Below are 21,569 nucleotides of genomic sequence, written 5' to 3' on the forward strand. Positions count from 1 at the left end.
CAAAGTCAAAGCACCATGCGGTTGTATGCAAACAAAACCGTCACCCTAAAGGGTTACGCGGGCATCCGGTGATCACCGCGATGGTATTCGAAGGGCGTGCCAGGGTAGACAATGGCGCGCAAATGCCGACATAATCGCTCGATCACGTAGCCCGCGGCGGCGCTTCGGCGTTCTCTGGCAGAAGCCGACGAAAGAGATGGTCACAGTGCAAAGGGTCACAGTGCAAACCGAGACCGTCTTCGCCGAACCCACCCGGCGCGTCGGTGGCGGGTGGATCGCCCTCTTCGCCGCGGCCTGGCTCGGTATCTGGATGGCCCAGCTCACACCGATCCAGCTGCTGCTGCCTCTGCAGATCGAGAACCGGGTGCACACCGAGAACTGGGTCGACAGCGTCGTGGCGTTCGGCATCATCTCGGGTATCGCCGGGGTGGCCGCGCTCGTCACCTTTCCGCTGACGGGCGCACTCTCCGACCGCTCGACGTCGCGATGGGGCCGTCGACGCCCGTTCATCGCCGCCGGCGCACTGCTGTTCGCTGTCGCGTTGGTTCTGCTCGGCATCCAGAGCTCTCTCGTCGGCATCGGCGTGTTCTGGACTCTCTCGATCATCGGTTTCTGCATTCTGACCGCCTCATTCACCGCGGTGATCTCCGACCAGGTGGTGGTGGGCCAGCGCGGGTACGTGTCGGGCTGGCTCTCAGCGCCCCAGGCCATCGGCACGATTCTGGGGCTCGTGCTGGTGACCACCGTCTTCACCGCACAGTTCGCCGGCTACCTCGTGGTGGCCGTGCTCCTTGTGCTGCTTGTCGCTCCCTTCTGTATCTGGATGCCCGACGCCCGCCTGCCGCCCGAAGCGCGTGCCCGGGTCACCGCCCGCGCTTTCGTCGACGGGTTCTGGATCAACCCGAAGCGCCACCCCGACTTCGGGTTCACTCTGCTGAGCCGCGTACTCGTGAACACCGGCAACGCACTCGGAACCGCGCTGCTGCTGTACTTTCTCACCTTCGGGCTGAACGACAGCACTCCCGAAGACGACCTCATCGTGCTCACGCTCATCTACATGGTGTTCGTCATCATCGCCTCGCTCGGCGCGGGCGCCCTCTCTGACCGGCTCGAGCGTCGGCGCGCGTTCGTGTTCGCTGCTTCGGCGCTGCAGGCGGTGGCCGCGCTGCTGCTGGCCTTCGTTCCGAACCTCACCGTCGCGATGGTCGCCGCGGGGCTTCTCGGTCTCGGCTACGGCTGCTTTCTCTCGGTCGACCAGGCGCTCGCCACCCAGGTGCTGCCCGACCCGGTCACCCGGGGCAAAGACCTCGGCATCATGAACATCGCCACGGCGGTGCCGCAGGCGATGGCGCCCCTGCTCGGTGCAGGAGTGGTCGCCCTGTTCGGCGGGTTCACCGGGCTCTTCGTTCTCTCTGCCCTGTTCGCCTTCGCCGGTGCTCTCGCCGTCGCCCGAGTGAAATCGGTTCGCTGAATGCCCTTCACCCTCACCCGCCCCCGCGAGTTCGTCTGGCAGAATCCGGCCCGTTACTGGGGGGAGCTCACCGCGGCCACGGCCCACCTCGACACGCCGTTGGCCGCCCTCAGCCTGCCGGCGCTGGCGCACAACGCGTTCTCGATGCTCGATCGCGCGGCCGACAAGCCGCTGCGGGTGGCGAGCAAATCGGTGCGTGTGCGCGAGGTGCTCGACGCCGTGCTCGCACTGCCCGGCTACGCGGGGGTGCTTGCCTACACCCTGCCCGAGGCGCTGTGGCTCGCCGAGACCATCGATGACGTGGTGGTGGGGTATCCGACGGCAGACCGGGGGGCGATCCGGGCACTCGGGGCCGACGAGCGGCTGGCGGCGCGGGTCACGCTGATGATCGACTCGGCCGCGCAGCTCGACCTGATCGACTCGGTTGTCGCGCCGGGGCAGCGGGCGGGCATCCGGGTCTGCATCGAACTCGACACGGCCTATGTCACTCGCGCGCTCGGGCATGTGGGGGTGTGGCGCTCGCCGGTGTTCACCGCGGGTGAGGCACGTGTGCTCGCGCAGCACATCGCGTCGCGGCGGGGCTTCGAGCTGGTCGGCCTGCTGGGCTACGAGGCGCAGATCGCTGGGGTCGGCAATCGGCCGAGGGGCAACCCGGCACGTGGCCGGGTGCTCGACTGGATGCAGCGCCGGTCGATCGCCGAACTGGCCGATCGCCGAGGCGCCGTGGTGGCCGCGGTGCGCGACGTGGCCGACCTCGAATTTGTGAACGGGGGCGGAACGGGCTCCATCGAGAGCACCTCTGCCGATGGCTCGGTGACCGAGATCGCGGCCGGCAGCGGTCTCTTCGGCGGGCACCTGTTCGACACATACTCGCGGTTCAGACCGGCTCCCGCCGCCGCTTTCGCGCTCTCTGTTGTGCGCAAGCCCACCCCCGACATGGCTACGCTGCTGGGCGGCGGCTGGATCGCCTCTGGCCCGTCGCAGCCCGACCGCCTGCCCGAGATCGCTTGGCCCACTGGGCTCTCGATGCAGCCGCGCGAGATGGCCGGCGAGGTGCAGACCCCGCTCTCGGGAGCCGCAGCACGGGCGCTCCAGGTGGGCGACAGGGTGTGGTTACGGCACACGAAGTCGGGCGAGCTGTCAGAACACGTGAACGAGTTCCAGCTGGTCGACGGGTCGACGGTTCTGGATGCCCTGCCCACCTATCGCGGCGAAGGCAAGGCCTTTCTGTGAGCGCCGGTGGCGCCGGTGCCACGGGTGCCGTGTGGAAGAACTGGGCCCGCACCGAGAAGGTGACGCCCTTGCGAGTGGAGCGGCCCGCCAGCGTCGAAGCGGTTCAGCGCGCGGTCGTGGCTGCCGGGCGCTCGAGGCTCCGCATCAAGGCCGTCGGTGCCGGGCACAGCTTCACCGGCATCGCTGTGGCGCGCGGGGTGCAGCTCGACGTCTCGGCCCTCAGCGGAGTTCTCGCCGTCGACATCGCGCGCCAGCGGGTGACGCTCGGGGGCGGCACGTTTCTCCACCAGGTGCCGGCGCTGCTGAAGCCGTTCGGGCTCGCGATGGCGAACCTCGGCGACATCGACCGCCAGAGCATCAGCGGGGCGATCTCCACCGGAACGCACGGCACCGGTCGCCTGTTCGGCGGCATTTCGACGCAGGTCGTCGGCGCGGTGCTCGTCATCGGCGACGGGTCGCTCCTCACCGTGAACGAGACGCACAATGCCGAGCTGCTGCCGGCGGTGGCGCTCGGGCTCGGTGCGCTCGGCATCATCGTGGCGGTGACGCTGCAGTGCGTGCCTGCTTTCGTGCTGCACGCCCGCGAGGCCGCCGAGCCGCTCGGCGTGGTGCTCGAGGGGCTCGATGAGCGCGTCGAAGCGGCCGACCACTTCGAGTTCTACTGGTTTCCGCACACCCAGACGGCGCTGACGAAGACCAATACGCGGCTGCCCGGCGAAGCTCCGCGTGCGCCACTCGGGGCGGGCAAACGGTTCATCGACGATTGGCTGGTGGCGAACCAGGTGTTTCGGGTGACGTGTTCGGTGGCGAGGGTGGTGCCCTCGATCATCCCGAGCCTGAACCGCACAGCCGAGAAGCTGACCGGTACGCGCCAATTCAGCGACCACTCGGCCCGGGTCTTCGCCTCGCGGCGAACGGTTCGGTTTCGCGAGATGGAGTACGCGCTGCCGGCAGAGGCCGTGCCGGCCGTTCTGCGCGAGATCGACGCGTTGATCGAGCGGCGGGGCTGGCGCATCTCGTTTCCGGTCGAGGTGCGCTTCGCGGCCGCCGACGGCCTCTGGCTGTCGACCGCAGAGGGGCGGCAAACGGGATACATTGCAGTTCACCGCTACTTTCGTGAAAGCCACGCCGAGTACTTCGAGGCGGTCGAGGAGATCATGATGGCGTACGCCGGCCGGCCGCACTGGGGCAAACTGCACACGCGAGACGCAGCGTCGTTGCGTGAGGTGTACCCGCACTTCGACGCGTTCGGGGCGGTTCGCGATCGACTCGACCCGGCGCGGCTGTTCACGAACGACTATGTCGACCGGGTGCTGGGAGCGTGAGCGGGGGCGATACCGGCCGGCGGGCCGTTCCCGGCGCGCGGGTGCGGGGTGCGAACCTGAGCGCGGCGCCCACCGCCACGAGTGCCACGCGCGACAGCGCGAGGCCGGAGGCTGAGGCGTTCGCGGGCATCCTGCCGACCGGCTTCGTGATGGGCGTGGCAACGAGCGCCTTCCAGGTCGAGGGGGCCGTGCATGACGGCGGGCGCGAGCTCTCGGTGTGGGATGACTTCAGCCACCAGCCCGGCCGTATCCGGGGCGGCGCGAACGCCGACACGACGGCCGACCACTACGGCCGGTTCGCCGAAGACGTCGACCTGATGACCGAGCTCGGCATCGACTCCTACCGGTTCTCGTTCGGCTGGCCGCGACTGCAGCCGGGTGGCTCGGGCTCGCTGAACCCCGAGGGCATCGCGTTCTACGACCGGCTGCTCGACCGGTTGCTGGCCGCGGGAATCAGCCCGATGGCCACGCTCTTCCACTGGGACACCCCGGTGGAACTCCGCGGTGGATGGCTGAACCGCGACACCGCACACCGGTTCGGAGACTACGCGTACGAGGTCGGTGAGGTGTTCGGCGACCGCATCGACCGGTGGGTGACCCTGAACGAACCGGCGACGGTCATGCTGAACGGCTATGCGCTGGGCATCCATGCGCCCGGCTCGACACTGCTGTTCGACGCTCTGCCGGCCGGCCACAACCAGCTGCTCGGCCACGGGCTCGCGGTACAGGCGCTGCGGGCAGCCTCGGTGAAGGGGGCAATCGGCATCGCCAATGTGTACTCGCCGACCTCGCCGGTCACGAGTTCTGACGACGACGTGGCGTTCGCCGGGCTGTTCGACACCGTGCACAACACGATGTTCGGTGACGCTGTGCTCCTCGGCCGGTACCCCGAGGTGCCCGATGCGTTCGCCCGGCTGCTGCGGCCGATCGTCGAGGCCGACCCCGCTGACCTAGCCACGATTCACCAGCCGCTCGACTTCTACGGGGTGAACTACTACTTTCCCACCCGCATCGCGTCGGGCAGCGGGGGAGTGGCGTCGCCCGACGGCGAGGCCTCTGCCATGACGTCGCTGCCGTTCCACCTGGGGGCGTGGCCCGAATTCCAGCGCACCAACTTCGGCTGGCCGGTCGCCCCCGAGTTCATGACGGTCGCGCTCGAACAGCTCGCGGCCCGCTACGGCGACGCGCTGCCGCCCGTGTTCGTCACTGAGGGCGGTGTGAGTCTGCCCGATGAGGCGGCACCGGATGCCGAGACCGGCGTCACCCGCATCGTCGACTCCGCCCGCATCGACTACCTCACCACGCACCTCGAAGCCGCGCTCGAAGCGGCAGCCGCGCCCGGCGGAGCCACCCTTCTCGGTTACTACGTATGGTCGCTTCTCGACAACTTCGAGTGGGCCGCGGGGTACAGTCAGCGCTTCGGCCTCGTGCACGTCGATTTCAGCACCGGCGACCGCACTCCCAAAGAGTCATTCGCGTGGTTGCAACGGGTTCTCGAGGCTCGTTCGTAAGGGCCGCTTGCCCGGTAATTCGGCGGAATCGATCGAGACTGATGTGTCGCTGAGAGCTTGCCTGACGCGGTCTGTGTGAGAAGCCCTCAGTCGTTATAGTGGTGGCTATGGGATGGCTAATCGCACTTATCGTCGTTGTTGTACTCGTCGTGATCATCGGTATCTACCTGTGGGCTACCTACAACTCGCTGGTCACGCTGAACGTGCGCGTCGACGAGGCGTGGAGTGACATCACCGTCCAGCTGAAACGACGAGCCGATCTGCTGCCGAACCTCATCGAAACGGTGAAGGGGTACGCCGCCCACGAGAAGGGTGTCTTCGAGGCAGTGACGAAGGCCCGTGCCGAGACTCTCAGCGCGCAGGGCCCCGCCGATGCATCCGTCGCCGAGAACCACATGCAGACGGCCCTTAAGAGCATCTTCGCGGTGGCCGAGGCCTACCCGCAGCTCCAGGCCTCGCAGAACTTCCTTCAGCTGCAGGCCGAGCTGGTCGACACCGAAGACAAGGTGCAGGCGTCACGCCGCTTCTACAACGGCGGTGTGCGCGAGTTGAACACCAAGATCAAGGTCTTCCCGAACAACGTCTTCGCGAAGCGCCTCGGCTTCACCTCGCGTGACTTCTTCGAGGTGGCCGACCTGGCCGCCATCGCAGAGCCGCCGCGCGTACAGTTCTAGCCCGCGTTCCGCACCATCACAGAGCGGCTGAACCCGAAACTCAATGTACAAAGCCATAGCGCAGAACAAGCGCAACACCGTCATCATCCTCGTGGTGTTCATCATCGTGATCGGCGGTCTCGGCTACCTCGCGGGGTTGCTCTACAAGAGCTTCAGCCTCACCGCGGTCATCCTCGTGTTCGCGCTCGGGTTCGCCGTCGTACAGTACTTCTTCGCCGCCTCTCAGGCCGTCATCTCGAGCGGCGCTGTCGAGATACAGAAGTCCGACAACCCGCGTCTCTGGCGCATCGTCGAAAACCTTGCCATCACCACCGGCATGGAGATGCCGAAGGTGTACATCGTCAACGACCAGGCGCCGAACGCCTTCGCCACCGGGCGTGACCCGAAACACGCCGTCGTCGCCGTCACCACCGGGCTTCTCGACCTCATGACCGACTCCGAGCTCGAAGGTGTCATGGCGCACGAGATGGGCCATGTCAAGAACTACGACATCAGGGTGTCGCTCATCGTCTATGGGCTCGTCGTGGCGGTGGGCATCATCGCCGACTTCTTCTTTCGCATGGCCTTCTTCGGCCGCGGCAACAATAACAACAACAATCCGGTCGTTCTGGTGCTCGGCCTCGTCGCCGCCATCATCGCGCCCCTGGTGGCAACCGTGGTACAGCTGGCCGTCTCCCGCCAGCGTGAATACCTGGCCGACGCCACGAGTGCCATGACCACGCGCCACCCCGACGCGCTCGCCAGCGCCCTCGTCAAACTCGAAACCTACGGTCGGCCCATGCAGAAGCAGTCGACCAGCATGGCTCACATGTGGATAGCCGACCCCCTGAAGCCCGGCCTCATGAACCGCCTCTTCGCCACCCACCCGCCCATCCCCGAGCGGGTCGCCCGCCTCGAGAAAATGGGCGGCAGCTTCTAGCACTCAGGCCCCACCTCACCGGCGAGCGGGGTGAGTGCGGGCGGGTCAGGGGGCGGCGAGGGCCGCGGCGAGGGGCGCGGCGAAGGAGCCGCGGGGAGCGACCGTGACGTCAGAGAGGTTCTGCCAGGCGGCGGTGCGGCGCAGGAGTGCGGCGAGACGCTCGGCGGTGCCGTCGGGCGGGTTCGGCTCGATCCAGGCCGCCTGTACGCGCAGGAGCCCCGCTTGGCGGTCGTTCTTCAGGTCGACGCGGCCCACGATGCGCTCGTCGAGCAGCACCGGCAGAACGTAGTATCCGAACACGCGTTTCGGCTCGGGCGTGTAGATCTCGATGCGGTAGTGAAAGTCGAACATGCGTTCCGCCCGCGATCGCAGCCACACCACGGGGTCGAATGGCGTGAGCAGGGCATCCGCTTCGATGCGCCGTGGCAGCCGGGCATCGCGGTGCAGCCAGGCCGGCTTCTGCCACCCAGCGACCGTGACGGGCAGCAGCTCGCCCGACTCTTCGAGCTCGTGAATGGCGGGCAGGGCATCCACCCCCTTCAGCCGAAAGTAGTCTACGAGGTCGGCGGCGGTACCGATACCGTGTGCACGAGCCGCGATCGAGACCAGCTGGCGCACGGCCTCAGCGCGCGGCACTTCGGCATCGAGAATGGCGGGCGGCAGCACCTGCGACGGCAACGCGTACACCCGCTCGAAGCGGGTGCGGCCCGCGGTGACCACATCGCCCCAGCGAAAGAGGGTCTCGAGCCCCCGCTTCACATCTGACCAGCCCCACCACGGACCATTGCGAACGTTCGATTCGTGCTCGATGGCACTCGCCGCAAGGGGCCCCTTCTCGGCGAGCTCGGCCAGCAGCCACGAGATCATCTGTGGGTTCGCCGCCGCCCACGAATCGCTTTCGGCGAGGGCCCGAACCCGGTAGTCGTTCATGCGCCAGCGCATCAGAGGCAACGTCTCGAGCGGAATGAACGACGCCTCGTGCGCCCAGTACTCGATCATGCGCTTGCCGTAGGTGACGCGGTCGAGTTCGGCCTTGTCGTACGCCCCGAGGCGCGAGAACGCGGGCATGTAGTGGCTGCGCTCGAACACGTTCACCGAATCGATCTGCAGCAGCCCGAGCCGCCCCACCAGTGCGTTGAGCTGGCGCACGCCCGGCTGGCTTCCGGATGCCCGCCCGAACCCCTGCGCCCCCAGCGCCACCCTGCGAGCCAAACCCGGCGAAATCGTTGCAACCACGTCTTCGAGCGTAGCGTGAGGCGCTGTCTAGAATGAGGTCATGTCAGACTCAGACCAGGCCCGCCGCCGCCCGGGGCTCTTCTCTCGGCGGCCCGCAGTGGCACCCCGCAAACGGGTCGCAGCCGAAACCGAGACCGTGGCGCACGCCGCGGCGAATGCAGCCGAAGCAGTGGGGTCGGTGCCGCCCGGAATGCAGATCGCTGGGGCCTGGGCGTGGCGGCTGCTGGTCATTGCCGGTGCGCTGGCTGTGCTGCTGTACCTCATCGCCCAGTTCTCGCTGGTGGTCATTCCGCTGTTCATCGCCGTGGTGCTGGCGGCGCTGCTCGTACCGTTCAAGAACCTTCTGGTGCGTCACGGCTGGCCGAAGTGGCTCGCCGTTGTCGTGCCGATTCTCAGCGTGTTCATCGTCATCGGAGGTCTGGGGTTCTTGGTGGCCACGCAGGTGTCTTCGGGCTACGCCGACCTGAAGACGCAGAGCACCGCGTCGTACAACATGCTGCGCGACTACCTGCACACGGGCCCGCTGCAGCTCTCCGACGACCAGATCAACGGCTACATCGGCCAGATCTTCACCGCTTTGCAGAACGACAGCTCGGCTCTCGTCAGCGGCGCGCTGAGCGTCGGTTCGACGCTGACGCACGTGCTCACCGGGGTGCTGCTGGTGCTGTTCTCGACGCTGTTCATTCTGATCGACGGCCAGGGCATCTGGCAGTGGGTCGTTCGGGTCTTCCCGAAGCGAGCTCGCCAGGCGGTCGACGGCGCGGGTAAGGCCGGCTGGAGCACCCTGCAGAGCTTCATCAGGGTGCAGATACTGGTGGCTTTCGTCGATGCCGTGGGAATCGGTGCCGGCGCGCTCATCCTGCAGGTTCCGCTGGCGATTCCCATCGCGGTACTGGTCTTTCTCGGCTCGTTCATTCCCGTGGTGGGCGCCGTGCTCACAGGGGCCGTAGCCGTGTTCATTGCGTTGATCTACAACGGCTGGGTGGTGGCACTCATCATGTTGGGAGTCGTTCTGCTCGTACAGCAGGTCGAGGGGCATGTGCTGCAACCACTCGTGATGGGAACGGCGGTGAAAGTGCATCCACTCGCCGTCGTTCTGGCTGTAGCCGGGGGAAGTATTATCGCTGGTATACCGGGCGCGTTTTTCGCGGTGCCCTTCATCGCCGTGTTGAACGTGATCGTGAAGTACATCGCGAGTGGCGTCTGGCATTCACGAGCCGAACCGAAAGAACCCCAACTCAATGCCTGAGACCCCCGCACAGACCCTGTCGGCCGTACCGTTGCTGGCCGAAATCGAAGCGGCTCGTGCGGTGGTGGCGCGTGTGGCGCAGGTCACGCCACTCGAGAGTTCGCGTTACCTCACCGAGGTGCTCGGGGCCGAGGTTCTGATGAAGCTCGAGAACCTGCAGCGCACGGGTGCGTACAAGATTCGCGGGGCGTACTACCGGCTGTCGAGGCTCACCGATGAAGAGAAGGCCCGCGGTGTGGTGGCGGCTTCGGCCGGAAACCACGCACAGGGTGTGGCCTTCGCCGCGCGTGAACTCGGCATCAAGGCGACGATCTTCATGCCTCTGGGCGTGGCCCTGCCGAAGCTGCAGGCGACCCGAGACTACGGCGCAGACGTGCTGCTCCGCGGCCACACTGTCGAAGAACCGCTGAAGGCGGCGGCGGAGTACGCGGCTGCGACCGGTGCGGTGTTGATTCCGCCGTTCGATCACCCCGATGTGATCGTGGGGCAGGGCACCCTGGGGCTCGAGATTCTCGACCAGGCGCCCGGGCTCGAGACGATCATCGTTCCGATCGGTGGGGGCGGCCTGATCTCCGGCGTGGCGAGCGCGGTCAAGCAGCGCGCGGCGGCCGAGGGTCGAACCGTGCGGGTCATCGGTGTGCAGGCGGCCAACGCGGCCGCGTACCCGGTGTCGTTGGCCGCGGGTGAGCCGACACTCATCCACACCTCCGCCACGATCGCCGACGGTATCGCGGTTGCCAAGCCGGGGCTGCTGAACTTCGAGATCATCAAAGAGCTTGTCGACGAGGTTGTCACCGTGAGCGAGGCCGATATCGCCCGCGCGATCCTGGTGCTGCTCGAGAGGGCGAAGCTCGTCGTCGAGCCGGCCGGCGCGGTGGGAGTGGCGGCCATTCTGGCCGGTCTCATCCCGGCCTCGGGGCAGACGGTCGTCATTCTCTCGGGTGGCAACATCGACCCGCTTCTCATGCAGCGGGTCATCAGCCACGGCCTGGCCGCGTCAGACCGCTATCTCAAGCTCCGCATCATGCTTCCCGACCGGCCGGGCCAGCTCGCCCGCACGGCCGAGATCGTGGCAGAAGCGAACGCCAACGTGATCGAGGTTCTGCACACGCGCCACGGGCGTGGGCTTCAACTCAGTGAGGTCGAACTCGAGCTCAGCGTCGAGACGCGGGGCCCCGAGCATCGCGCCGAGGTGGTGGCGAAGCTGGTCGAGGCCGGTTACGACGTGCAGCTCGACGAAGACTGAGGCAGAGCGCCGGCGACGCGCACTGCGCCGGCTGAGCATCCATCTGCCTCGATGGCTCAGCCGGTGTAGTTCTCGACCTTGAGGATCTTCACCGAGATGGCACGCCCATTGGGTGCCTCGTAGGTCGTTGATTCGCCCACTTTGAGGTCGATGATGGCCGCACCGAGCGGGCTCTTCTCCGAGTAGACGTCGAGGTCGCTCTGGCCTGCGATCTCGCGGCTGCCGAGGAGAAAAACGGTCTCGTCACCGGCGACGGTTGCCGTGATGACGGTGCCGGGAACAACCACGCCGTGGCTCTCTGGCGCCTCGCTGACCTGTGCGGTCTTCAACAGGTTGATGAGAAACCGGATGCGCGCCTCTTGTTTACCCTGCTCGTCTTTCGCGGCGTGGTACCCGCTGTTCTCTTTCAGGTCGCCCTCTTCGCGCGCCGACTGGATCTTGTCGGTGATCTCCTGCCGGCCCGTCGTCGATGCGTATTCGAGCTCGTTCGCAAGGCGGTCGTATGCCGCCTGCGTCAGCCAGCTGACGTCTGGTTGCTCTGCCATGAAAACTCCCTTGTCGTTGCGTGTGTGCTGGTGGGGCGTGATGGGCCGTGGTGGGCCGTCATGCACCGTGTTAAAAGTGATGAGCCCGGGCAGCCTAGTGGCGTCTCCCGAGCGATCACGAAAGTCTACGTGAGCCAGCAGCTGTCGATCAAACCCGTGACGGCAGGCTCTACGGTGAGTACGGTCGTCGTGATCTCTTGCGTGCGCTGCTGTGAGCCCGGAATGTCGACGATCTTGTAGCCCACCACCGCGTGAGACTCGTTCTGCGCCTCCACCGCGCAGGCCATCGATTTTCCGCGGTCGGCCGACACGTCGAACGTGACGTCGACACGGGTGTTGCTCACGATGGTGTGCGCCTTATCCTGTGCATCAACCGTGGATTGTGTTCCGTCGAGCCCGGCCCAGATGACCCACGAGCCGATCACCAGTACCACTGCTCCGCCGAAGGCGAGTGCGATGACCCGCCCGCGATGCCGGGTCTTCTGCGTGCTGCCGTAGCGTTCGGCCCGCACGGTGGAGGCCGGGGCGGCCGTCGACGATGGTGCCAGCGGCGCCATCGTGGCGGCGAAAGGCCCGTCTTCGCTCAGCTCGTCTTCGCTCACAGCGTTCGATTCTCTCTTCTTGAAAACGTTAGTCTGGTCGGGTGCAGAAATCGCTGGCACGACCTAGTTATTAGGGTAGTTCGCTTTCCTGAGGAGTTGAGACACCTGTCACTGCGTCTCATGGCCGTCCATGCCCACCCCGACGACGAGTCGAGTAAGGGCGCCGCAACATACGCCTACTACGTGAATCGTGGCGATGAGGTGATGGTTGTCAGTTGCACAAGCGGCGAACGCGGCAGTGTGCTGAACGACAACCTCGCCGAGCGCCCGCGCGCCGAGCGCGACATGACCGGGCTCCGCCGGGTCGAAATGGCGGCAGCCCAGGCGGCCGTGGGGTTCGAGCATCGTTGGTTGGGCTACGCCGATTCAGGCCTGCCCGAAGAGGGAGACCCTCTCCCGGCCAACGCCTTCGCGAGCATCCCGCCCGAGATCAGCGTGCGCCCGCTCGTGAAGCTCATTCGCGAGTTCAAGCCGCAGGTGCTCGTCACCTACGACGAGAAGGGCGGCTACCCGCACCCCGACCACATCCGTTGCCACGAGATCTCGGTTCTGGCGTACGCCGCAGCGGCCGACCCTGAGCAGTTTCCCGAACTCGGCGAGGCCTGGCAGGTTTCGAAGCTCTACTACGACCGCATCTTCAGCTACCAGCGCATGCAGTCGATTCACACACTTCTCGTGGCGACCGACCCCGAGAGCCCGCTGCTCGAAGCCTTCACCGGCATGCGGCGCTGGATGACCGAGAGCCCGTTTCTCGCCACCACACAGATTCCCGCGGGGGCCTTCTTCGAGGCTCGCGACTCAGCGCTTCTGGCACACGCGTCGCAGGTCTCGCCCGAAAGCTCGTTCTTCTTCTGGCCGAACGAGTTGCAGCGGGAGGCCTGGCCGTACGAAGACTTTCAGCTGGTCGACTCGAAGGTGCCGTTGCCCGAGCGCGGTGACGGGTTCGAGGCCGACTTCTTCGAGGGCATCATCGACGACGCTCTGCCGGTACCTGAGGCCGCTGACGCTGCACCGAGCGGAGCCGCAGAATGATGCTCTACGCGGTTTCCACCGTGCAGTCGTGGGCCTTCACCCTGCTCGCTGACGACACCCCGACTCCCACTCCCACCACCGACCCGAACTACAACCCCGACACCGTGACTCCGGGCACGATCGGTTTTGTCATCACGCTGTTCGTGGCTGTTGCGGCGGTTCTGCTCATCATCGACATGGTTCGTCGCATCAGGCGCGTGAACCTGCGCCAGCAGGTCACCGAGAAGCTCGACGCCGAAGCGGCTGCTGCTGCTGAGGCTGCAGCGAAGGGCAAGCGCAGGGGCTGAGGCGCGCCCCGCCCGGCTCAGCCGTTGAACGGCGGGTGCGTTGCGATGAGCAGAATACCCACCCAGTGGCACGCGAACGCGATCAGCGTGAGCGCGTGGAAGATCTCGTGAAACCCGAACACGCCGGGCCACGGGTTCGGCCGTTTCAGGCCGTAGATGACCGCGCCGATCGTGTAGCTCAGGCCGCCCACCAGCACCAGCGTCATCGTGGCCGCGTTCGCGTTGAAGATGTCGACGATGAACAGCAGCGCGGCGAGGCCCATCAGCACGTACAGCGGCACATAGAGCCAGCGTGGCGCGTCGATCCAGAACACTCTGAAACCAATTCCCAGCACGGCGGCCACCCACACCAGGATGAGCAGCAGTGTGCCCTTGCCGGGTGGCAGGGCCAGCACGGCAATGGGCGTGTAGGTGCCGGCGATCAGCAGAAAGATGTTGGCGTGGTCGATGCGCTTCAACAGCCGCTTGGTCGTCGGCTTCCAGTTGAAGCGGTGATAGAGCGCCGAATTGCCGAACAGCAACAGCGAGGTGAGAGCGAAGACCGCACTCGCCGCCTTCGCGGCCGGGCCCTCGGCGACGATGACGAGCACGATGCCCGCGGCGATGGCCACCGGAAACGTGCCGGCGTGAATCCACCCGCGCCAAGTGGGTTTGACCTCCAGCGGCGGGGCGCCCGTTGCCCCATTCGCATCGGCATCGGCCGCCTCGAACAACGGCAGGTGCGGGATGGGTTCAGGCATACTCCCAGAGTACTGGGGCTCGCCTGCAGCCCGCTGGGAGTTTGCGCCAGCGACCGGTAGCGTAGGTGCGTGCGAAACAGGCAGGATTCCCCGGGGCGAGGGCTGCTCTACGGGCTGTACCAGAAACGCCTGCGCCGCGAACTCGACGAGGGCCAGTTGCCGCACCACGTCGCCATGATCATCGACGGAAATCGCCGGTGGGCCAAGCAGAACTTTCTCGAAACCGCCGCGCACGGCCATCGTGCCGGGGCGGCCAAGGTGGTCGAGTTTCTGCAGTGGTGCGAAGACCTGGGCATCTCCGTCGCGACGCTCTACCTGCTGTCGACAGACAACCTGAAGAGCCGCAGCGAAGAAGAACTCGTCGCTCTCATCGAGATCATCGCGCGGCTCGCCGAAGAACTCGCCAACGGGCGCAATTGGCGCATCAAACACGTCGGCAGCAACGAGGGCCTGCCCACGCGGCTGGTGGATGCCCTGGCCGCAGCCGAAGGGGCAACGGCAGGCAATACCGGCCTGCACGTCAATCTCGCGGTGGGGTACGGCGGCAGAACAGAGATCGCCGATGCCGTGCTGAGCATCATCCGAAGTCACCAGGCGGCCGGGCACACGCTCGACGACCTCGCCGAGAACCTCGACGCTGCCCTCATCGGCGCCCACCTGTACACCGGCGGCCAGCCCGACCCCGACCTCGTCATCCGCACCTCGGGCGAGCAGCGGCTGAGCGACTTCATGCTCTGGCAGAGCGCCCACAGTGAGTTCTATTTCATGGAGGCGCTGGGGCCTGACATTCGCCAGGTCGACTTTCTGCGAGCCCTCCGCGACTACAGCCGACGGCACCGCCGCTTCGGCAGCTGACGGCCTCTCTAACCCTCCACCTGAGGGTGAATCGCGTAACGCAATGTTAACCTTCCTGAAGATGCAAGGGTGGCGTGTCGATTCGCCAGAGCGGCGCTGACGGTCGTAGCTTGAAGCCATCAGGTATGGCACCTGATCGAAGCGGCCACATACGTACGTTTCGATACCGACTCGGTCTTGAAAGAGACTGAAGGGCCGCTTCGCCGGAGAAATCCGGGCGCGAGCTTCGCCGCCCGGGGTTGGAGTACTTGTGCCCGATCAGAAAACTCAAAAGTCCGTCACGACCAGCACCGCCCAAACCGAGCGTACCTACGTGTTAGATACCTCGGTTTTGCTGTCTGACCCCAAGGCCATCTTTCGGTTCGCCGAGCATCCGGTGGTTTTGCCTGTCGTGGTCATCTCTGAACTCGAAGCGAAACGCAACGACCCGGAGATCGGATATTTTGCCCGGCAGGCCCTCCGTAACCTAGATGAATTGCGGGTACTGCACGAGCGCCTCGACTTTCCCATCTCGGTGGGTGACGCTGGCGGCAGCCTGCGGGTCGAGCTGAACCACTCGAACATGTCGGTGCTGCCATCGGGTCTGCAGCTGCACGACAATGACTCGCGCATCCTCGCTGTGGCCATGAACCTCTCGAACGACGGGCTCAACGTCACCGTAGTCTCGAAAGACCTGCCGCTGCGGGTCAAGGCCGCCTCGATCGGGCTGGCAGCCGAAGAGTACCGGGCAGAACTCGCCGTCGACTCCGGATGGACGGGGCTCGATGACATCACGCTGAGTGCCTCTGACATGTCGAAGCTGTGGGATCAGGAAGAGCTCGAAACCCCGCTGGTGGAGAAGATGCCGATCAACACCGGCCTGGTGATCCACTCGGATCGCGGTTCGGCACTCGGGCGGGTCAATGGCAAGAACACGTTTCAGCTGGTGCGCGGAGACCGCGACGTCTTCGGGCTGCACGGCCGCTCTGCCGAGCAGCGCATCGCGATCGACATGCTGCTCGACCAAGAGGTCGGCATCATCTCGCTGGGGGGTCGAGCCGGTACAGGGAAGTCTGCTCTGGCCCTGTGTGCGGGGCTCGAAGCCGTGCTCGAGAAGCAACAGCACAAGAAGATTATGGTGTTCAGGCCGCTGTACGCAGTAGGTGGCCAGGAGCTCGGTTTTCTGCCGGGCGACGCGTCGGAAAAGATGAACCCGTGGGCGCAGGCGGTGTTCGACACGCTCGGCTCTCTGGTGTCGCAGAACGTGCTCGACGAAGTAGTGGAGCGCGGCATTCTCGAGGTGTTGCCGCTCACCCACATTCGTGGCCGGTCGCTGCATGATGCATTTGTGATCGTCGATGAGGCGCAGTCGCTCGAACGCAACGTTCTGCTCACCGTACTGTCGCGCATCGGGCAGAACTCGCGCGTCATTCTGACGCACGACGTGGCGCAGCGCGACAATCTGCGCGTCGGCCGGCACGACGGCGTCGCGTCGGTCATCGAGACGCTGAAGGGTCACCCGTTGTTCGGGCACATCACCCTGACCCGTTCGGAGCGCTCGGCCATCGCGGCGCTCGTCACCGAGATGCTTGAGTCGAACGAGCTCGCCTAGCGGCTGCGCCTGGCGAATGGGCTTGGCGCCGCGCTGAGACGGCCACCGGGGGGCACGATCGCCGCCCCCTCGTGGCCGTCTTGTGCGCGGGCTGTGGATAACTTCTGCGCGGCGTGGGGCAGGGTGGCTACAGTCGCCGCATGGAGAAGGCAGCGTGTTGGATGGCGGGCGCTGTGGTGGCCCTGGTAGTGGTGCTGCGCCCAGGTGAGGCGTGGGCGGCAGCCGGGTCGGGCGCGGTGGCGCTGGCGGCACCGCTGCTGGCGGCGGCTGTAATGGCGGTTGTGACGCCGCCGCTTGTCGCGGCTGACCTGGCGTGGCGACGGTTGCCGAATGGCATGATCGCGGTCGGGTTCGCAGCGCTCACGGTTTCGGCAGCGCTCGGCCCCCGGATGCCCGCTGTGCTGCTGGCCGCGACGGGCAGCTTTGCGCTGTTCGCGTTGCTCAGGGCCACCGGGGTGGTCGGTATGGGTGACGTGAAGCTTGCCGCTCTGCTTTCTGGAACGCTGGCCACGGCCGATCGCGGCCCGACGGCTCTCGTGGCCGCGATGGCGGGCGCTCTGGTGATGGCGGTAGCGGCCGGGGGAGTGCTGGCGCTCGGCCAGGCTGCCCGGGCACGGGTGACGAACAGAGCGGGGCCGAAGACGATTGCCTTCGGCCCCGCTCTGTTGTTCGGGTTCTGGGTGGCCTACGCCGCACTCACCTGATGAATACCCTCTCGACGGTTGCCGGTCGCGCGGCGGGTGTGCCGGCGGCGCAGGTCAGGCCTGGGGCGGCCTCGTCATCGAGAGCACGTCGAGCGCGGTGTCGAGCTGCTCGAGGGTGAGCTCGCCGCGTTCGACGAACCCGAGCTCGATGACAGCGTCGCGCACGGTGAGGCTCTTCGCCACCGAGTGCTTCACGATCTTCGCCGCAGCCTCGTAGCCGATGATGCGGTTCAGCGGGGTGACGATCGACGGTGACGACTCGGCCAGCGCTCGGGCGCGTTCGAGGTTGGCCTCGAGCCCGTCGATGGTCTTGTCTGCCAGTAGTACAGACGAGGTTGACAGCAGGCGGATCGACTCGAGCAGCGCTGTGCCCATGACGGGAATGGCCACGTTCAGCTCGAACGAACCCGACGCACCAGACCACGCGATCGAGGCGTCGTTGCCGATGACACGCGAGCACACCTGCAGCACCGCTTCGGGAATCACGGGGTTGACCTTGCCGGGCATGATCGACGAACCGGGCTGTAAGTCGGGGATGTGCAGTTCGCCGAGACCGGTGTTCGGGCCAGAGCCCATCCAGCGCAGGTCGTTGCAGATCTTGGTGAGGCTCACCGCGAGCACCCGCAGGGCTCCGGATGCCTCGACGAGCGAATCGCGCGCACCCTGCGCCTCGAAGTGATTGCGAGCCTCGGTGATGGGCAGCTTGGTCTCTTCGGCGAGTAGCTGAATGACGAGCTGCGAGAAGCCGGCGGGGGTGTTGATTCCCGTGCCCACCGCTGTTCCGCCGAGGGGAACCTCCGCGACGTGCTTGAGCGTGCCTTCGACGCGCTCGATGCCGAGACGGATCTGGGCGGCGTAGCCGCCGAACTCCTGGCCGAGGGTGACGGGCGTCGCATCCATGAGGTGGGTGCGCCCCGACTTGACGGCGGTCTTCCACAGTTCGGCCTTGACCTCGAGCGACTCGGCGAGGTGCCCGAGCGAGGGAATGAGGTCGTGGATGAGGGCCTGGGTCACGGCGACGTGAACCGAGGTGGGAAACACGTCGTTGGACGACTGCGACGCGTTGACGTGGTCGTTCGGGTGCACCTTCGAACCGAGACGGGCGGTGGCGAGCGAGGCCAGCACCTCGTTCATGTTCATGTTCGTCGAGGTGCCGCTGCCGGTCTGGTAGATGTCGATGGGGAACTGGTCGCCGTAGCCACCAGCGATGACGTCGTCGGCGGCCGCTGCGATGGCCGCGGAGATGGCTTCGTCGAGCACGCCGAGCCGGGCGTTGGCAAGGGCCGCCGCCTTCTTGATGCGCGCGAGCGCTGCGATCTGGGCCGATTCAAGAACGTCGCCCGAGACCGGGAAGTTTTCGACGGCACGCTGTGTCTGTGCGCCGTACAAGGCGTTCACCGGTACACGCACCTCGCCCATGGTGTCGTGCTCGATGCGGTACTCGGCATTGCTCTCGATGCTGGGCGGCGTGCTGCTGGGCGTGCCGTTGGGGGAGTTCTCCACCACTTCGTGGTTTTCCTTTCGTTAGATGTTGCCGACAACAAGGTCGGGCGTGGCCCGACCCTCTGACAACCGGTAGTTGGCGCCGACGATGGCGAGGCGCCCTTCAGCGATGGCCTCTGAGATCAACTCGGAGGTCTCGAGCAGTTCGGCGACGGTGTCTTCGAGGTGGTACCTGCCCACCACGCTCGGGTCGATGGGGCCGTCGCTCTCCTGGGAGACACGGCGCACCGACGGAACGATCTTGTCGATGAGGTTCGCGATGTGCGGCGGCAGGGAGGCCACCGACGGATCGACCGAGTCGACGGCGGCCTGAACGGCGCCGCACGCATCGTGCCCGAGTACAACGATGAGCTTCACACCGAGAACGCTCACCGCGTACTCGAGGCTGCCGACGACCGATTCGGAGATGACCTGACCCGCGTTTCGCACAACGAATAGGTCGCCGAGCCCCTTGTCGAAGATGATCTCGGCGGCGAGTCGCGAGTCGCTGCAGCCGAAGAGGGCGGCGCGCGGCGTCTGGCGTTCGGCCAGCTGGTGACGCCGGTCGACGTCTTGCCGAGGATGCTGTGGCGTGCCGGCGATGAAGCGCTCGTTGCCTCGCATCATTTCGGCCCACACCTTGGCCGGTGTTGCTGGCTCTGTGGCGTCGAAGGCGCTCATTTGGCGACCATCGCCGTCGCGGGTTGTGCCTCGACGTTCGCAGCGAGGGCTGTCGCAACGGTTCTGAAGTCGCCGTCGCTGGCGTTGCCGAACAGCACGTAGGTGCTCGCGCCCGACTGCGTGGTGAGTGCGTAATTCACGTTGCCTACATCTCTGGTAGCGGTGCGGTTGTCATAGATGGTCCACTGCACGCCGGCAATGGTGGTCGTGCCCGACGCGATGGTGTTGTGCACCTGATCGGCGAGCCAGTTGTCAGTGCCGTTGACACCCTGGCTCAGCCCGAGAAAGGTGTTCACCGGGGTGATGAGGCCGATGTACCAGGCCGGGGTCTTGTCGATGCCGGTGCGAATCTCGGCGGCGTTCGCGCTCCAGTTCGAGGGCAGGTCGGGCACGGCGAGTGGAACGGGCAGCGCAGCCTGGGCACTCGTGGCCACCGAGCGGTAGTCGACGGAGGCCAGCTGCGAGGAGTCGTTGCGCGGCACCAGCAGCACGATGACGATCACCACGCCCACGCAGACGATGAGCGAGAGCCAGAGATTGTTGATGGTCTTGTTCGCCCGGTACTTGCGAGACTGTTCGGCCTTGCGGGCGGCCGTCTCTTCATAGGTCTCGGGGCGGCCGAGCTCGGCGACGACCCGGGGTGCCTTCTGTGCGCTCACGACCGGCGCACCTACTCCGAGGCCTGGGCCGCGCGCGCAGCATCAAGCCGCGTCTTTGCGCCGATGAGCCATTCTTCGCACCGGCCGGCCAACGCCTCGCCCCGCTCCCACAGTTCGAGCGACTGCTCGAGGGTGGATGCGCCCCGCTCGAGTTCACTCACGACGCGTACCAACTCGTCGCGGGCCTCTTCGTAGCTGAGGGCGCTCACGTCGAGGCGGGCATCGCCTGAAACAGGGGTCTGTGGCATGACTCAATCCTAATCGCGGGTGGTGGAGGTGACCTCACCCAGCGAGCGAGCCTGTACAGAACCGCTGGCAAGAGTGATTGTGAGCGAGGAGTCTCGCGGTGCATCCGGAGCCCGGCGCACGATGTGCCGGCCGTCGACCTGCACGATGGCGTACCCGCGGTCGAGCGTGCTCTGGGGTGAGAGCGCGCGAAGCCGAGCAGACAGTTCGCTGGTCGACGTTGACGCACGTTCGAGCGTACGGTGCATGAGCTCGACCCCGCGCGACACGTAACGGGTGAGTTCTTCGGCCCGCGAGTCGACGATGTAGGCGGGGTTCAGCATCACTGGGCGCGAGCGCACCTGTTCGATGCGGTCGATCTCACCGCGCACGAACGCGGTCACCCTCAAGCTGAGGCGGGCACGGGCCTGTTCGACTTTGTTCAACTCTTCTGAAACGTCGGGCACGACCCGTTTCGCGGCGTCGGTGGGAGTGGATGCCCGAAGGTCGGCCACCTCGTCGAGAAGTGGCCGGTCGGCCTCGTGCCCGATGGCGCTCACCAGCGGGGTGGCGCACGCCGCCGCCGCTCGCAGCACCCCCTCGTCACTGAAGCCGAGCAGGTTCTGAAAGTCGCCGCCGCCACGGGCCACGATGATGACGTCGACCTCGGCATCGGCGTCGAGCTGCTGCAGCGCCGAGATGACCTCGCGCGGCACCCGGTCGCCCTGCACGGCCGCGTGCACGACACGAAACTTCACCGACGGCCAGCGCAGCTGGGCATTTCGCAGCACGTCTTTCTCGGCGTCGCTGTCTTTGCCCGTGATGAGCCCGATGCAGCCCGGTAGAAACGGCAGCCGCTTCTTGCGAGACGCGTCGAACAGCCCCTCGCTCGCCAGTTGTTGTTTCAGGCGTTCGAGACGTTCGAGCAGGTCGCCGAGGCCGATGTGGCGCATCTCGAACACCTGCATGGTGAGCGTGCCGCCCTTCAGCCAGTAGTTCGGCTTCACCAGCGCGATGACCCGGTCGCCCTGTTTCAGGTCAGCCGGGATCTTGCCGCGCACCGACGACCAGATGTTGAAGCCCACCGTGACATCGTCGGTGGTGTCTTTCAGCTTGCCGTAGACATTGCCGCCGCTGACGCCCCACTGGGTGATCTCGCCCTCGACCCATGCCGTACCGAGCCGGTCGATGTAGGCCTTGATCTTGCTCGAGAACAGCGAGACCGGCCAGGGGCTCTCGAATGTGGGTGCGCCGGGAACGTCATTCGTGTCGGCCATGCGCGTACCTCCTGCACGTAGAATT

The 21,569-nt window shown here is 66.2% G+C and carries 22 protein-coding genes; 13 read left to right on the top strand and 9 right to left on the bottom strand.

Translation table 11 applies throughout. The features are described 5' to 3' along the window. Positions 1 to 220 precede the first annotated feature (220 nt). The 6 genes from D4765_RS08910 to D4765_RS08935 all read left to right on the top strand — a co-directional run bounded on the left by D4765_RS08910 (position 221) and on the right by D4765_RS08935 (position 7,133). A complete protein-coding gene (locus D4765_RS08910; RefSeq protein WP_237280328.1) occupies positions 221 to 1,471 on the top strand; it encodes an MFS transporter in 1,251 nt (416 codons plus the stop codon). Continuing rightward, complete coding sequence (locus D4765_RS08915; RefSeq protein WP_136641940.1) at positions 1,472 to 2,704, top strand: type III PLP-dependent enzyme domain-containing protein; 1,233 nt, start codon at positions 1,472 to 1,474, stop codon at positions 2,702 to 2,704. It abuts the gene before it with no gap. Beyond that, positions 2,701 to 4,029, top strand: coding sequence for a D-arabinono-1,4-lactone oxidase (locus D4765_RS08920; RefSeq protein WP_237280329.1), 1,329 nt, complete (start codon positions 2,701 to 2,703; stop codon positions 4,027 to 4,029). The genes D4765_RS08915 and D4765_RS08920 overlap by 4 nt, the downstream gene beginning before the upstream one ends. Further along, positions 4,026 to 5,540: a glycoside hydrolase family 1 protein gene (locus D4765_RS08925; RefSeq protein WP_323512331.1), complete on the top strand. Its 1,515-nt coding sequence runs from the start codon at positions 4,026 to 4,028 to the stop codon at positions 5,538 to 5,540. Before D4765_RS08920 ends, D4765_RS08925 begins: the two co-directional genes overlap by 4 nt. 107 nt (positions 5,541 to 5,647) lie before the next feature. Continuing rightward, entirely contained in the window at positions 5,648 to 6,214 is a 567-nt protein-coding gene (locus tag D4765_RS08930; protein WP_136641941.1) for a LemA family protein, read from the top strand. Positions 6,215 to 6,257: 43 nt separating this feature from the next. Continuing rightward, positions 6,258 to 7,133 (top strand): M48 family metallopeptidase, encoded by an 876-nt coding sequence (locus D4765_RS08935; RefSeq protein WP_136641942.1) that lies wholly within the window; start codon positions 6,258 to 6,260, stop codon positions 7,131 to 7,133. 45 nt (positions 7,134 to 7,178) lie between these two features. Here D4765_RS08935 and D4765_RS08940 read toward each other — a convergent pair whose 3' ends face one another. Then, positions 7,179 to 8,369 (bottom strand): winged helix-turn-helix domain-containing protein, encoded by a 1,191-nt coding sequence (locus D4765_RS08940; protein ID WP_136641943.1) that lies wholly within the window; start codon positions 8,367 to 8,369, stop codon positions 7,179 to 7,181. A 40-nt stretch (positions 8,370 to 8,409) separates the two neighbouring features. Between D4765_RS08940 and D4765_RS08945 the strand changes: the two genes are divergently transcribed. Together D4765_RS08945 and ilvA are read left to right on the top strand one after the other, a co-directional pair. Further along, on the top strand, positions 8,410 to 9,618 hold the full coding sequence (locus tag D4765_RS08945; RefSeq protein ID WP_136641944.1) for an AI-2E family transporter: 1,209 nt from the start codon (positions 8,410 to 8,412) through the stop codon (positions 9,616 to 9,618). Then, the gene (gene ilvA, locus D4765_RS08950; RefSeq protein WP_136641945.1) at positions 9,611 to 10,864 is read left to right on the top strand and encodes a threonine ammonia-lyase; all 1,254 of its coding nucleotides are present in this window, start codon (positions 9,611 to 9,613) and stop codon (positions 10,862 to 10,864) included. The genes D4765_RS08945 and ilvA overlap by 8 nt, the downstream gene beginning before the upstream one ends. 56 nt (positions 10,865 to 10,920) lie before the next feature. Here ilvA and greA read toward each other — a convergent pair whose 3' ends face one another. Further along, complete coding sequence (greA, locus tag D4765_RS08955; RefSeq protein WP_136641946.1) at positions 10,921 to 11,409, bottom strand: transcription elongation factor GreA; 489 nt, start codon at positions 11,407 to 11,409, stop codon at positions 10,921 to 10,923. Between the two features lie 125 nt (positions 11,410 to 11,534). After that, positions 11,535 to 12,011 (bottom strand): DUF4307 domain-containing protein, encoded by a 477-nt coding sequence (locus tag D4765_RS08960; protein ID WP_136641947.1) that lies wholly within the window; start codon positions 12,009 to 12,011, stop codon positions 11,535 to 11,537. Positions 12,012 to 12,131: 120 nt separating this feature from the next. Here D4765_RS08960 and mca point away from each other — a divergent pair, with 120 nt between their 5' ends. Together mca and D4765_RS08970 are read left to right on the top strand one after the other, a co-directional pair. After that, on the top strand, positions 12,132 to 13,043 hold the full coding sequence (mca, locus tag D4765_RS08965; RefSeq protein ID WP_136641948.1) for a mycothiol conjugate amidase Mca: 912 nt from the start codon (positions 12,132 to 12,134) through the stop codon (positions 13,041 to 13,043). Further along, positions 13,040 to 13,330, top strand: coding sequence for a hypothetical protein (locus tag D4765_RS08970; RefSeq protein ID WP_237280330.1), 291 nt, complete (start codon positions 13,040 to 13,042; stop codon positions 13,328 to 13,330). Before mca ends, D4765_RS08970 begins: the two co-directional genes overlap by 4 nt. 17 nt (positions 13,331 to 13,347) lie before the next feature. On the opposite strand, the gene trhA is transcribed toward D4765_RS08970, so the two are convergent. Then, a complete protein-coding gene (gene trhA / locus D4765_RS08975; protein WP_136641949.1) occupies positions 13,348 to 14,070 on the bottom strand; it encodes a PAQR family membrane homeostasis protein TrhA in 723 nt (240 codons plus the stop codon). 69 nt (positions 14,071 to 14,139) lie between these two features. Here trhA and D4765_RS08980 point away from each other — a divergent pair, with 69 nt between their 5' ends. The 3 genes from D4765_RS08980 (at position 14,140) to D4765_RS08990 (ending at position 17,220) form a co-directional block, all read left to right on the top strand. Then, positions 14,140 to 14,925 (top strand): isoprenyl transferase, encoded by a 786-nt coding sequence (locus D4765_RS08980; protein ID WP_136641951.1) that lies wholly within the window; start codon positions 14,140 to 14,142, stop codon positions 14,923 to 14,925. A 250-nt stretch (positions 14,926 to 15,175) separates the two neighbouring features. Beyond that, entirely contained in the window at positions 15,176 to 16,516 is a 1,341-nt protein-coding gene (locus D4765_RS08985) for a PhoH family protein (RefSeq protein WP_237280331.1), read from the top strand. Positions 16,517 to 16,656: 140 nt separating this feature from the next. Further along, positions 16,657 to 17,220, top strand: a complete 564-nt coding sequence (locus D4765_RS08990; protein ID WP_136641954.1) for a prepilin peptidase — start codon at positions 16,657 to 16,659, stop codon at positions 17,218 to 17,220. Positions 17,221 to 17,274: 54 nt separating this feature from the next. Here D4765_RS08990 and D4765_RS08995 read toward each other — a convergent pair whose 3' ends face one another. The 5 genes from D4765_RS08995 to xseA form a co-directional block, all read right to left on the bottom strand. Further along, the gene (locus D4765_RS08995; protein WP_136641986.1) at positions 17,275 to 18,678 is read right to left on the bottom strand and encodes a class II fumarate hydratase; all 1,404 of its coding nucleotides are present in this window, start codon (positions 18,676 to 18,678) and stop codon (positions 17,275 to 17,277) included. Positions 18,679 to 18,744: 66 nt separating this feature from the next. After that, the gene (locus D4765_RS09000) at positions 18,745 to 19,383 is read right to left on the bottom strand and encodes a carbonic anhydrase (RefSeq protein WP_201799268.1); all 639 of its coding nucleotides are present in this window, start codon (positions 19,381 to 19,383) and stop codon (positions 18,745 to 18,747) included. Further along, positions 19,380 to 20,042, bottom strand: coding sequence for a DUF4245 domain-containing protein (locus tag D4765_RS09005; RefSeq protein ID WP_136641955.1), 663 nt, complete (start codon positions 20,040 to 20,042; stop codon positions 19,380 to 19,382). The genes D4765_RS09000 and D4765_RS09005 overlap by 4 nt, the downstream gene beginning before the upstream one ends. An 11-nt stretch (positions 20,043 to 20,053) precedes the next feature. After that, positions 20,054 to 20,290, bottom strand: a complete 237-nt coding sequence (locus D4765_RS09010) for an exodeoxyribonuclease VII small subunit (protein WP_136641956.1) — start codon at positions 20,288 to 20,290, stop codon at positions 20,054 to 20,056. A gap of 9 nt (positions 20,291 to 20,299) precedes the next feature. Further along, on the bottom strand, positions 20,300 to 21,544 hold the full coding sequence (gene xseA / locus D4765_RS09015) for an exodeoxyribonuclease VII large subunit (protein ID WP_136641957.1): 1,245 nt from the start codon (positions 21,542 to 21,544) through the stop codon (positions 20,300 to 20,302). Between the last annotated feature and the right edge of the window lie 25 nt (positions 21,545 to 21,569).

The organism is Subtercola vilae, from assembly GCF_004923255.1.
Lineage (GTDB): Bacteria > Actinomycetota > Actinomycetes > Actinomycetales > Microbacteriaceae > Subtercola > Subtercola vilae.